The organism is bacterium (assembly GCA_008933615.1).
Taxonomy (GTDB): domain Bacteria; phylum CLD3; class CLD3; order SB21; family SB21; genus SB21.
This window is the reverse complement of sequence record WBUR01000038.1, coordinates 1-13,111: the sequence shown is the minus strand read 5'-3', so window position 1 is coordinate 13,111 and position 13,111 is coordinate 1. Positions and strand designations below refer to the sequence as shown.

At 40.6% G+C, this 13,111-nt stretch carries 10 protein-coding genes; 9 read left to right on the top strand and 1 reads right to left on the bottom strand.

Features of this window, described 5'->3' with window-relative positions; all coding sequences use genetic code 11:
• Nucleotides 1-39 precede the first annotated feature (39 nt).
• Genes F9K33_13285 through F9K33_13275 form a run of 3 tightly spaced genes read left to right on the top strand, consistent with a single transcriptional unit; the run spans nt 40 to nt 4,531 of the window.
• Nucleotides 40-2,472, top strand: a complete 2,433-nt coding sequence (locus F9K33_13285) for a DnaJ domain-containing protein (GenBank protein KAB2878408.1) — start codon at nt 40-42, stop codon at nt 2,470-2,472.
• Nucleotides 2,473-2,484: 12 nt separating this feature from the next.
• The gene (locus F9K33_13280) at nt 2,485-3,828 is read left to right on the top strand and encodes a HAMP domain-containing histidine kinase (GenBank protein ID KAB2878407.1); all 1,344 of its coding nucleotides are present in this window, start codon (nt 2,485-2,487) and stop codon (nt 3,826-3,828) included.
• Nucleotides 3,829-3,844: 16 nt separating this feature from the next.
• Nucleotides 3,845-4,531, top strand: coding sequence for a response regulator transcription factor (locus F9K33_13275; protein ID KAB2878406.1), 687 nt, complete (start codon nt 3,845-3,847; stop codon nt 4,529-4,531).
• Here F9K33_13275 and F9K33_13270 read toward each other — a convergent pair whose 3' ends face one another.
• The gene (locus F9K33_13270) at nt 4,532-5,605 is read right to left on the bottom strand and encodes a T9SS type A sorting domain-containing protein (GenBank protein ID KAB2878405.1); all 1,074 of its coding nucleotides are present in this window, start codon (nt 5,603-5,605) and stop codon (nt 4,532-4,534) included.
• Between the two features lie 257 nt (nt 5,606-5,862).
• Between F9K33_13270 and F9K33_13265 the strand changes: the two genes are divergently transcribed.
• The 6 genes from F9K33_13265 to F9K33_13240 form a co-directional block, all read left to right on the top strand.
• On the top strand, nt 5,863-6,315 hold the full coding sequence (locus F9K33_13265; protein KAB2878404.1) for an Hsp20/alpha crystallin family protein: 453 nt from the start codon (nt 5,863-5,865) through the stop codon (nt 6,313-6,315).
• A gap of 66 nt (nt 6,316-6,381) precedes the next feature.
• The gene (gene lon, locus F9K33_13260) at nt 6,382-8,847 is read left to right on the top strand and encodes an endopeptidase La (protein KAB2878420.1); all 2,466 of its coding nucleotides are present in this window, start codon (nt 6,382-6,384) and stop codon (nt 8,845-8,847) included.
• A gap of 50 nt (nt 8,848-8,897) precedes the next feature.
• A complete protein-coding gene (locus F9K33_13255; GenBank protein KAB2878403.1) occupies nt 8,898-10,136 on the top strand; it encodes a response regulator in 1,239 nt (412 codons plus the stop codon).
• A gap of 119 nt (nt 10,137-10,255) precedes the next feature.
• Nucleotides 10,256-10,921: a carboxymuconolactone decarboxylase family protein gene (locus F9K33_13250; protein ID KAB2878402.1), complete on the top strand. Its 666-nt coding sequence runs from the start codon at nt 10,256-10,258 to the stop codon at nt 10,919-10,921.
• Between the two features lie 5 nt (nt 10,922-10,926).
• Nucleotides 10,927-12,444, top strand: coding sequence for a response regulator (locus F9K33_13245; GenBank protein KAB2878401.1), 1,518 nt, complete (start codon nt 10,927-10,929; stop codon nt 12,442-12,444).
• A gap of 14 nt (nt 12,445-12,458) precedes the next feature.
• Nucleotides 12,459-13,111: sigma-54-dependent Fis family transcriptional regulator (locus F9K33_13240; protein ID KAB2878400.1), on the top strand; the 653-nt coding region annotated here is incomplete at its 3' end.

The window sequence follows — 13,111 nt, the reverse complement described above, 5'->3', positions numbered from 1 at the left end:
AATCGAATACATTCAGTTTACATGCTTATTTAAAATAAAATGCAAAAAATAAAACTATACTTCTTTCTTTTATTGCTATTCATTTTCCATCTTCAGAACCTGAGCTTTGCGCAAGTTCGCCGCGGTTCCAAAAAGGCAGACAGACAAAAATACGCAACGGTCGCTCTGGATGGAAGCGGAAAATATACGTCCATTCAGCAAGCCATAGATCAAGCTGAATTTAATGCCACGATTAAGATCAAAGCCGGTGTATACAATGAAAAAATCTTACTGAAAAATTTTGTGAATCTGGACGGAGATGGAATAGGCAAGACCATAATACAGACAGATGGGAGCACATCTGTGATAGAAGCTTATAACCTTGGCGGCGGGAAAATTGCAAATATGTCGGTAACATTTTCTAAACCGGCAAATCGGCCGTTACTGTATTCAAAGTATTCGACATTTTTTATTGAAAATTGTTCGTTTATGAACGGCGGAAACGGAATTGAAATACTCAGCAGCAGTTCGGTCAACATACGCCAGTCCAGTTTTAGAGGAAACATAAGAAATGGCATTGTCGTCATGGAAAAAAGCCATGGGTATATCATTGACTGCGTTATATCTGAAAATCAGTCGGATGGAATATTCATTGGTACCAATGCTTCGCCAACTATTGAAAAAAACATAATTAAAGAAAATGGGGGTAATGGGATTACCGTCACTACAAATTCTACAAACAAAGTGCTGGGTAATTATATATACCAAAACAAAAAAAACGGTATTATGATCGACAATAATGCCAGTCCCTTAGTTCGGAATAATACCATCGTAAAGAACGGAACAGGAGTCGCAGACAAGTCAGCAGCTGACAATTTTGTTTCAGGTTATGGCATTTTAATACGAAATACGTCCGCCATATCGCTGATAAATAATATATGCGCATTAAATGTATTCGGAATTGGTGTTAAAGAAAGTAAAAGTATTGAATTGTTAAAAAATAATTTGTGGAACAATGATTCTAATTATATAGGTGTTTTTGCCCATTCGACCGACATGAATGTAGATCCTTTTTTTCTGAATCCGGACGAACAGAATTTTAAGATCGCTACTTCGTCTCAACTTTATCGAAAGGGCGAGGATGACGTTTCGATCGGAGCTCATTATGACAATACGAGGATCGAAAAAAAAAGAAGATTAGATTACCTTAAAACACAGGCAACGAAAGATCTTGCGCGTGAGAATTGGTATTTGGCATATCAGTCAGCTCAAGAAATACTTTCAATTGACAAGAGTGATACGGAAGGGAAAACATTATTCAAAAAAGCCGGTTCTGAAATGGCGCGAAACTATCTTCAGAGCGCAAAAATGGATTATGATGCGGGTAATTTTCGCGTTGCTGATAACTACCTGACAGCGGCTTTAAAATACGATCCCGACAATTCAGAGATTCTGGAACTCAAGGCTTTAATTGACGATGAAGCCCAGCTAAGCCAATTGAAGACCCTTTTTATGTTCAGCTTTGGACTCATCGGTGTTTTTGTTTTCGGGCTCTGGTGGAAAAAACGTATTCAAACAGGTGAAATAAAAAGACAGGTATTATGGTGGTTAAACGACTCGGAGGAACAGGTAGAATTGGCCCGGGCTTCCGATGCGGAAAAATATGCGAACGAATATTTTACCGATGCAGTCGTGAAATTGAATGAAGCTAAACAGGCATTTGCAACTAACCAGTTTGATAGCTGTGAGGCGCTATGCAATGAAGCAGCGCGCCATGCTGTACGCGCCAGAGACGAAGCTGAAAAATTTAAACAAATTCGCAAGGACGCGCATCTGGCATTGTCAAATGCCGAAGTGGAGATGCAAAGACAAGCCCACAGTGAAATAGCCGAAAGATTTGAAGATGAAATAAAAGAGTTTTCATTCTATCTTGAGCGCGCCCAGGATGCATTGATTCATAAACAGTTTGTTCTTGCCAAAGAAATTGCCGAAGATATACAATCATCGCTAAAGAAGTTGCACGAACAGCTGCAGGCTGAAAAAGATGATAAAGTACTATGTTTGATCGATGAAACGGAAAAACTGATTATCGAGGCGCTAACCAGCAACACCAGTGCGGATATCATTATTGCGGTAATAGATTTCAAAGCTGAATTAGAAATATTAAAAAATGGTTTTAACAATGGACAGATACAGATCGAGGAAATCACGCACCAGATATTGCAGATCAAAGAATTTGTAAGTGAAGCCCTGCGCCTGGGCGACGAGTTTGATCCCGTTTCCCGCCCAAAACGTAAAAAAAATTACTATGAAATACTCGGTGTAAAAGAGGACGCCACATTGGAACAAATCAAATCGGTTTACCGAAAGCTCAGTATGATCTATCATCCAGATATGAATACGTCCGGAGAATTAGGTATTGCCGGGGATGAACGATTCAGAGAGATTAAAGAAGCCTATGAGATACTTATTGCAGGTAAACCTAATCAATGAAATGGAATTGTAATGTCTTTCAAGCAATCTAATAAAACTAAATTTGTTGACCGTATTCCGGTCATTATTTTTACGGTGATTGTCGTCATTTGCTTAGCGCAGATATTCTGGTGGATATATTATCAGGTTCAGCAGAATACCGTTTTATTTCAATTACATCAGGCGGTCTTATCAGTACGCGTGCAGAAGGCGGTTAATGAGCTGAATCGCGAATATGAGCAGGTCGTGATTCACAATATGGAGGTTCACCGCGAAACTATTGGGTCGCGGCCGCTTGAGTCTGTTCCGGAGATACTCGTTGGAAATCAATATTATAGTACGTTTTATTGCGTCAGCGATACCGTTTTCTATAAAGATACGGACGGAACGATAGTCGCCTCAACAATTGTCTACGGAGAATTGAATAAATGGATGTCCAGCCGTCATCCTGATTTGACGGTAGAACAACTGCCCCGCACAGACCTCAAGGCAGTTTATAGTTTTGGGCCCTCACGAGTCCTTAAATTGCCGATTCTAATTCGACCTAAAACGGAATTTCTAAATGAACTTATCGACAAAACGGAACGCAAAACCATCATGTTCATTTCGGAAGGCATCTTCTTTTCATTGATGGTCCTTCTGGGCGTATATTTTATGTTTGTTATTCTTAAAAAAGAGATTAGACTAGAATCACAGCAAAAAAATTTTATTCTCAGTATTACTCATGAACTGAAGTCGCCTCTGGCGTCAATAAAACTATATTTGCAAACGCTTTTGTCAAGGCCGGTCCCGGCAGATAAACAAAAACAGTTTTTTGAACATTCGTTGTATGATGTAGAACGGCTTGAGCGATTGGTAGAAAATGTTTTGGAAGCAGCCCGTCTTGAGAGGGGCGAATTCCATTTTGAAATGCAACCTCTTGTAGTTTTTAACATATTAAATCCTTGTATTAAAAAAATAAAATCGTATGCGGAAGATGAAGAAATTGATATGACGGCAACGCTCGATGAGAAAATCGCAGTGATGGGCGACCATCATGCTTTACTTTCGGTTTTCAATAATTTAATTGAGAATGCGGTCAAATATTCGGTCACTCCTAAACGTATTTTAATCAAATTATATCATGACAATAAGGACATGATCTTCGAAATTGAAGACAACGGCCCGGGTATCGATAAGGAGGATCTGACGTATATTTTTGATCGATTCTATCGGGCGGGGAATGAACTAACACGGAACACCAAAGGTACCGGCATTGGCTTGTATCTCGTCAAGAAAATAACCGAAGCGCATCAAGGTAAGATTTTCGTAAATCTTCCTGAATCCGGCGTTGGCGCTCAATTCCAGATTCGAATACCTCTTTTGATTAATCATTAACAACATAATCGGATTTATGAAACAAAAAATACTGTTAGTCGAAGATGAAAAAAATATAGCTGAATCTCTGATTTTTAATCTTGAAAGTGATTTTGTAGTTGTCTGGGCTAAAACCGGTGAAGAAGCTCTTTTAAAGTATCAGAGTAATATGTATCAATTGATAGTTTTGGATGTGATGCTGCCAAAACTAAGCGGTTACGAAGTATGCAACTCAATACGAAAAAAGGACAAGGAAACACCGATTCTTTTTCTTACTGCAAAACATGAAGAAAAAGACCGTATTGAGGGGCTAAAGTTAGGGGCGGACGATTATCTTGGAAAACCGTTCAGTTTGGATGAGTTCTTGTTGCGTGTGAAGGCGCTTGTACGCAGAGGTCAGAAGAGTTTGGCGGATGAGGTCGTACAATACAGTTTTGGTTCGAATACCATCAACTTTGAAAATTACGAAGCGGTGGTAGACAACGAAACCATACGTCTGACAAAAAAGGAATGCATGTTACTAAAGCTGCTCATCGAGAAGGAAGGACAAGTGGTAACGCGCGAAGAAATATTGACCAAGGTTTGGGGCTATGATACCATTCCCTCGACACGTACGATCGATAATTTTATTGTTAAATTAAGAAATTATTTTGAGTTAAATCCAAAAGAACCGAAGTACATATTATCGATACACGGGGTGGGGTACAAGTTTGTGTCGAGGTGATTATTTGACCAGAATCATTTTCTTGGTCTGTACAGACCCATTGAATGACAACCTCATAAAATAGATACCGCTGGGCACTGTGATGGATTTGAAATCCATACCATCCCAATACAGTTCGTGTGTTCCTTCCTCTTTTACACCGTCGTATAAGGTGCGCACCGTATTTCCTAACAAGTCGTATATCTTAAGTTCCACGTATCCGCTTTTTTCAAGGATAAACGAAATTTTGGTTGACGCATTAAAAGGGTTTGGGTAGTTCTGTAATAACGTGAAATATTGCGGTATGTCCGGCTTATTTTTTCGTGATTTTGATTTTGACGCGATCTGCAGATGTTGGACGTAATCAAAAATAGTATCTCGTCCTGCAAAAAAGCGAATTTGATCCAAATTGGCTTTCAGAAAATTTGGAGGGCTTGACCGGACGGCCGCGCCTATGTAACTGTTAGCGCCGGTATTAACCTGTGTGATTTTAGTGAACGCCGATTCGCTTGCAATATTACCATCAACAAAAAATGTGACGCTGTCATTGACACCGTCACAGTAGAAGCCGATATGCGTCCATTGGGAGGAAGGAAGAGTTTTTTCAGAAGAGAAAATTTCCTGTATTCCTTCACGAATCTCTAATTTAGGTACGTTGTTCTCTAAAAATAAGCGGTAACCTGAAACAAAACCGTTATCTGCATTAATGATCTCTCCATTGATTCCGGATGAATACAGATAAATCCACATTGATACGGAATAGGAGACATGTCCGTTTAGATTAATATTGGCGTTTCCCGGAGTCTTCAGGAAATAATTTATCCCATTGAGAACCAAAAAATTATCACCGGAGGGACTGCGCTCCGTAAGACCTGAAACTTCAAAATCTCCATTTTGAAACAACTCACTCAACCGGGTTTTACTTGGATCTGGGGAATTGTAGGCGTTATCAAATAAAATATAGTTGTTCTCCTCCCCGAAATTCAATTCCATACGAAGTTGAGCAAAAACATGTGAATTCAAAAGGAATGAGACAAACAAGAGCAAAAATATTTTAAAGAACAATGGGAGGCTTTTTTTTGTATCAATAACCATCAACACCTCATATTTAGTTTAGCAAATAACTGTATTTTATGAGTTTAGATGAATAAGGTTGTCTTTTTTTTCTGTGGCAAAGAACAATATCTACTACAAAGGTACTAAATCATTTTTGATTTAGCAAGTGTTTGATATGAAATATTTTTTGTTCTTTTTAGCGCCACCTTAAAACCCTTGCATTTCCTTGACCATAATGTCTATATTAACTTTCGCAAATACTTGATAAGTTACTTTGTTTCTTTTAAGGAGAGAGCATGGAAGAAATGGATGACGATCAAAAAACACCAACGCACCGGTTTCGCGGCATTGATGACGAAATGGAATTTCTTTTTTCTAATTTTTTTAATTCAAAATATCCAATTTTGATCAGCGCGGAGAAACGATGGCATCCGCCTACGGACGTCATTGAAACGGACGAGGAATTTATGGTGGTAATGGATGTTGCTAATGTGAAACAGGATGACATAAAACTAACATATGAAGCAGGCATTTTGACCGTTTCCGGCTTGCGAAAGGAACTCAGCATAAACCAAAAACGTCATTACCACAAAATGGAAATTGATTTTGGTCCTTTTGAACGGAGGATTAAAATCAAAGCCCGTATCGTGGATAATTCTATTAAAGCGCTGTATGATAACGGATTTCTCATTATTAAATTAAAAAAAGATACAAATACGTCCAGAGTGACTAATATCATAATCGAATAACCTACATGGTGTCAGGTATCTGAAAAGTAACCCCAAAGCGATAACGAAATTATGTCTGATATTACAATGATAACTTCTGAAAAAAGCGGAGAGCTTATTGTTCCGGAAATATTACCCATCCTGCCCTTGCGTGATAATGTGATTTTCCCATTTGTGGTTTTTCCGCTAGTAGTGATAGAGAAACATCTGGTCCAATTGGTCAACGATGCTTTGATCAGTTCTAAACTTATCGGTGTTTTTTTACAGAAGAACTCTGAAAAAGAATTTCCTTCCAGGGAGGATATGTACCCCGTCGGCACGGTAGCCAATGTCTTAAAGATGTTCCAGGTTCCGGATGGGAGCATACGCCTTTTAATTCAAGGGTTTTTACGCGTACAACTCCACGGCATCACTCAACAACGTCCGTATTTAATGGGTTCAGTAAAACCTGTTGATATTCGATTTGAACAGAATATGGAGATAGAAGCCCTCACGCGAGGCGTTTCCGAAAGTTTTCAAAAAATGGTTACCTTATCGCCCGTACTGCCTGATGAACTAAAGGTCATCATCGGTAACATCAAGGAACCGGATCGAATGGCGGATATGGTGGCATCTAGTCTAAATATCGATGTCCAAGAAAAGCAGAGTATACTTGAAGAATTTGGAGTCAAAAACCGGCTGACCAAGGTAATGACGGCAATCAATAAGGAAATTCAACTTCTGGAGCTGAATGATAAAATTCAAACTGAGGTGAATGCCGAATTGAGTAAAACTCAACGCGACTATTTTTTGAGAGAACAGATCAAAGCCATTAGGCACGAACTCGGTGATGACGACGACGACTCTGTCGAGATAGAAGAATTGGGAAAAAAGATCGCAAAAAGAAAAATGCCAAAAGAGGCAAAAAAAATCGCCGGAAAAGAACTGGAGCGTCTGGCACAGATGTCGCCTTCATCTGCCGAATATACCGTGAGCAAGACTTACATTGACTGGATTCTGGAATTACCATGGCAGACAAAAACAAAAGACCAGATTAACATTGTTCGTGCGAAAAAAATTCTTGATGACGATCATTATGATCTTGAAGATGTAAAGAACCGCATTTTAGAGTTTCTAGCTGTACGGAAATTGCGCAAGGACAGCAAGAGTCCAATACTTTGTTTTCTCGGCCCGCCCGGAGTGGGTAAGACATCGTTAGGGAAGTCGATTGCTAAAGCGATTGGCCGGAGATTCGTAAGATTCAGCCTCGGCGGGGTCAAAGACGAAGCAGAAATCCGCGGGCATCGACGAACGTATATAGGTGCGCTCCCCGGGAAAATATTACAGGAATTGCGGCGAGCTCAAAGCAGCAACCCGGTGTTTATGTTGGATGAAATTGATAAGATCGGTCAGGATTTTCGGGGGGATCCGGCTTCGGCGTTGCTTGAAGTTCTTGATCCGGAACAGAATAATACGTTTACTGATCATTATGTAGACATACCGTTTGATCTTTCAAATGTGATGTTTATCGCGACGGCCAACGATCTTTCGCCTATTCCACCGGCATTGCTCGACCGTATGGAAGTGATTCGTTTGTCGGGTTATATCGCAGAGGATAAACTCGAGATTGCAAAAAAATATATTGTTCCGCGCCAGATCAAGGAGAACGGTCTAAAACCTAAGGACATAAATTTTAATGACGATTCGATTTTACAGGTCATTGCGTCGTATACCTGGGAGTCTGGCGTCAGAAATCTTGAACGCGAAATTGCAAACATATGCCGTAAAGTGGCACGCAAAAAGGCAGAGGGCGGTAAATCCAAGGCCGTAATTAAGATCGGCGACATAATCGATTATCTCGGCCCGCAGAAAATATTTCCTGAAATGGCGCATCGGGAAAATGAAATTGGCGTTGCTACAGGCCTAGCATGGACACAAAACGGCGGTGAAATTCTATTTATTGAAGCGCGCCTGATGCAGGGAAATCGAGGATTGCAACTAACCGGGCAATTGGGTGAAGTAATGAAAGAATCCGCTCAGGCAGGTCTGTCATACATTCGTTCAAAAGCGAGCATTCTACACATCAATCCGTCAGTTTTTAATAAGATGGACATTCACATTCATATTCCTTCGGGGGCTACTCCAAAAGACGGGCCTTCCGCAGGAGTAACTATCGTGACATGCCTCACGTCGCTGATGACGGGGCGGCCTGTAAAACATAACGTAGCCATGACTGGTGAGATCACTCTGCGGGGCAAAGTTTTAGCTGTCGGAGGCATTCGGGAGAAGGTTGTCGCGGCGCGGAGAGCAGGTATTAACACGGTGATCATGCCCAAAATGAATAAAAATGATCTTGAAGACGTGCCGGATTACGTCAAAAAGTCGCTGCAGTTTATCTATGTCGAACACATTGATGAGGTTTTAAAACATGCATTGTTAAATAAGCCGGTGAGATACAATGGCGTTAGAAAGAACAAAAAGACATTAGACAATGGAAAAGTACGGTATAAGAAATCACGCATTGTATCCGATCCTGCAGCAAAAAGCTCTGCTAAAAACACAGAACTTCCCTAATGAAATAAAATTAATTTTTTGGTTCAATCATCTGGAGCTCGTCTTTCTCTATGCTGAAAAAATTAGACCTTAAACACGATAACAATAATTCTAGAGCAGAACGCGCTAAAATCCTGTGTGTGGATGACGAGTCTGCTATCTTAAATGTAATGGAGCGCGGCCTTTCAGACGATTTTGACGTGTTGACTGCGCAGAGCGGAAAGGAGGGATTGGAAGTTTTGAATGCCAATCCCGGAATCGTCGTGATCTTATCCGATCAGAAAATGGGCGGAATGAGCGGCAATGATTTTTTAGCAGAATCGCAAAAGGTCATACCCGATGCGATTCGAATTATCGTTTCGGCCTATTCGGATGTGGAACTTCTGATGGAGTCAATTAACCGCGGTCACATTTATAAATTCATCTTAAAGCCATTTGAGATCGAAGGATTACGGATAACCATTCGGCGCGCCGCCGAACATTATCATCATAAGAAAGCTTTTGAAAAAGCATATCGAGAACTGGAGATGACGCAACAGCGTTTAATTCGAAGCGAGAAAATGTCTTTACTAGGCAAATTGATGAGCGGTGTTGCGCATGAGTTAGGCAATCCCGTTGCCAATATACGGCACGCGGCATCGCTGGCCGACCACGAATGGGCCGAATTGAAAGAATTATTTTCAAACATTCTTGATGCCGAATCCATAACCGACATTACCGACATCAAGTTATTTATCCAGGAAAAAAACATTGTACAATCCGTAGAAGACTTTGAGGCGATCATTCATACAATAAAAAATTCTTCCTCCTTTGCTTCAGAGATCATCAAAGATCTAAGGGGGTTTTCGCGTTTAGATGATATTCAATGGGCTGATGTCAGCTTAAAGGATCAGATCGACCGTGCGATTCATTTGGTACAAGCAAAGTACAAATTTAATATCGAATTTCACAAAGAACTAAAACTAATATCTCCAATTAAAGGTCTTCCGGGGCCACTCACACAGGTTTTGGTAAATCTCATCCACAATTCTGCGCAGTCAATAGAGTCCAATGGAGGAATTTGGATCAAGACATGGATGGACAACGGCATGGCTAACATTTCGATCAAAGATAATGGAAAAGGAATTCCAAAAGGCGATTTGGAAAAGATCTTTGAATTAGGTTTTACAACCAAATCGGAAGATGAAGGAACCGGCCTTGGTTTGGCGATATGCCAGGGGATTATAGAAAAGCATAACGGCAAGATTGCAGTACAAAGCGAGATTGGGGAAGGTACAGAGTTCATTATTTCATTGCCGGTAGAACAGTGATTGCCTGTTCATACTTCCACAAATAATTCTAACTCATCGCATCATCTTGCGGTTTTCTATTTTTTCTTGTATCATTACCGGCCTGAATTAATGTTACCATTCAATGTGATGATTTAACAATGAAACCTGACGATCCAGTATTGAGATCGCATATTAAGGATTTGTTATTCAGGCCGGGACTTACGCCACATCTTCGGATATATTCGTGGCTATCCGCTTCAGTCGCCCTTTATCAAAATAATCTCACGCGTTCTTTTATTGAACTTGCCTTCGACGAACAAATTCCGGTAATTAAAGTAAAGGAAATTATTTTACAGAATTATCTGTTTTGCGGATTTCCTAACGCTATTGAAGGGTTGATCGTATTGAACCGTGTTCTGCACGACAGAGGTTTGAAAGATGATAATTTCAAAGAAGATCGGGATGCGCAAAAAATTATTCAGGACGGGCTGAACCTTTGTCAAAAAGTCTATGGTAAAACTTATGAAAAGCTTATTAGAAATATGGAACATGTGAGTTCGGACATTTCCAATTGGATGGTAAAGGAAGGTTACGGAAAGGTGCTGAGCCGGCCAATATTGACGCCACTTGAACGAGAACTGTCCGTGATCTCCGCTCTTGCCGTTCTTCAGCGTGAAAGACAACTGATTTCACATATTCGCGGCGCAGTACATGTAGGAGCAACATACGAAGAGATTTATGAAATTATATCCGGACTTACGGTGACGGTGTCACAGGAATTGGTTAATATAACGTTGGGCTACTTGGACAAAACATTAAAATAGAAACGATGTCCCCCAGTCTTCAGAATATTTCCCTAAAGGGAAAACGTATCCTCGTTGTGGATGATGACTCCGTCATACTCAATACGATTGTGATCATGCTCAGAAATTCCGGAATGGTTCCATTTGCTGCAACCGGAGGTGAGGCAGCATTAGTTGAATTGTCCCGGACAAATCCGCACATCATTTTATTGGACTATATGATGCCGGGAATGAACGGGGTGGATGTATATAAAAAGATCCGACAGGACGCTGCGTATACCTTATATCGGGACACTCCTGTTATTATGTTGACTGCAAAAACCGATAACGATGAAGAGCAAAAAGAACTTCTGCATATGGGAATGAGCGCCTATTTACTAAAGCCCTTTGGATATAAAGAATTAGTCAATATCATTTCAAACGTCCTCACACTCCATGAATCGAAGCTTGAAAATATCCGCCTGCACGCGCAGGTCAGCGATATTAAAAATTATCTCCAGTCGGTTCTTGACGGAATTACCGATTTCATAAGTGTGCAGGACACTTCATTTTATATCAAAAATTATAATAAGGCTGCTGCTGAAGTTTTCTTTACAGGAAATTATACTGTTTCATCAGGTTTCGAAACTCAACCGGAAGGTGAAAAATGTTATGAACGCTACTTCCAACGTGCATCGGTTTGTGAACATTGTCCGGCAGTGATGACGATTAAATTTTCGCAGACCCATACATCTGAAATTGTCAGTGGCGGACGGTATTTCCAAGCCAGCACATTTCCCGTAATGAACGAATCAAAACAAACAGCATATTTTATAGAGATCCTGAAGGATATTACGGAAAAAAAAGATCTCGAACAGCAGTTGGTAGAATCGGTTAAATTAGCCAGCGTGGGAACCTTGGCTGCCGGTGTAGCGCATGAGATCAATAACCCGTTGTCTATCATTCTAGGATTTGCGCAAACGATGCTGAATGAAACAGAACAAGGTCACCGGCTTCATAAGGACCTGCAGATTATTGAACAAGAAGCAACGCGCTGCGCAAAAGTTGTCAAGGATTTGCTTACATTTGCCAGGCCCGGCAGAATGGAGAAATCCGAATCGAACGTAATAGAGCTGATGCAAACATCCATCGGCCTCTTACGTCATTTTATTAAAAAGAACGAGATCACGATTCATGAAGAATATGCGATCGAAGTTCCCGTATTGTGGATTGATCCTAAAAAAATGCAGCAGGTATTTATCAATATTTTGTTAAACGCAATCGAATCGATGCCTAAAGGCGGAAGTTTGTATGTATTAATTAACTACGACGCCGTAACTGAAAAAGTGATTATTCAGATGTCCGATACTGGATGTGGCATTTCCGATGATCGGGTGAGCAAAGTATTTGACCCTTTTTTTACTACAAAAGTCAGTAAGGGAACGGGTCTTGGTTTATCCATTTGTCGTTCGATTATTAAGGAACATCTGGGAACCATCAGCGTTAAAAGCAAAGTAGGCGAAGGAAGTACGTTTATTATTCACTTGCCCGGTAAGGGTCTTTAATAAAGGGTTTATTTGTGACGACGCGAATTTTAGTGGTTGACGATGAGAAAAATATTTTAGCTTTGTTCAAAAAAATGCTGAACGTTGAGGCTTTCAGGAGTATGGATAATCCGTATGACGCCGTAGAAGTAGTAACTGCGCTTACCGGCGAAGAAGCCTGGTCTCTTATTCAGAAGGAATCCTTCGATCTGATCATCTCGGATCTTGCTATGGAAGGAATGAGCGGCATAGAATTGCTCGAACGGGTTAAGTCATTTCAACCCGACATTCCATTCATGATTCTGACAGGCGTTGGAACGATTGAAGATGCGGTGCGGTCAATGAAGCTAGGAGCTTACGATTATCTGACTAAGCCCTTTCAGCATGATGAACTGCTATTATCTATTTGCAAAGCGCTTGATTACGGGCGAATGCATTTGGAACTCAAAACGTTGCGTCAAAAATTAAATTACTCCGTTCCGGCTGACGGTAATTCGATGGTTGGCCGCAGTAAGGCTTTTGTAAAAATGATGGAAATGGTGCATGCCGTCGCGTCCAATGATTCTTCAGTTCTGATAGAAGGGGAAAGCGGAACCGGAAAAGAGCTAGTTGCGAGAGCGATTCATACTGAAGGCTCGCGAAAGAATCGGCCTTTTATTGCTATTCACTGCAGCGCGATAACAGAAAG

Bases quoted from the DNA above. Each gene is read 5' to 3' on its own strand.
- F9K33_13285 (KAB2878408.1), top strand. From the start codon at position 40: ATGCAAAAAATAAAACTATACTTCTTTCTTTTATTGCTATTCATTTTC.
- F9K33_13280 (KAB2878407.1), top strand. From the start codon at position 2,485: ATGTCTTTCAAGCAATCTAATAAAACTAAATTTGTTGACCGTATTCCG.
- F9K33_13275 (KAB2878406.1), top strand. From the start codon at position 3,845: ATGAAACAAAAAATACTGTTAGTCGAAGATGAAAAAAATATAGCTGAA.
- F9K33_13270 (KAB2878405.1), bottom strand. From the start codon at position 5,605: ATGGTTATTGATACAAAAAAAAGCCTCCCATTGTTCTTTAAAATATTT.
- F9K33_13265 (KAB2878404.1), top strand. From the start codon at position 5,863: ATGGAAGAAATGGATGACGATCAAAAAACACCAACGCACCGGTTTCGC.
- lon (KAB2878420.1), top strand. From the start codon at position 6,382: ATGATAACTTCTGAAAAAAGCGGAGAGCTTATTGTTCCGGAAATATTA.
- F9K33_13255 (KAB2878403.1), top strand. From the start codon at position 8,898: ATGCTGAAAAAATTAGACCTTAAACACGATAACAATAATTCTAGAGCA.
- F9K33_13250 (KAB2878402.1), top strand. From the start codon at position 10,256: ATGAAACCTGACGATCCAGTATTGAGATCGCATATTAAGGATTTGTTA.
- F9K33_13245 (KAB2878401.1), top strand. From the start codon at position 10,927: ATGTCCCCCAGTCTTCAGAATATTTCCCTAAAGGGAAAACGTATCCTC.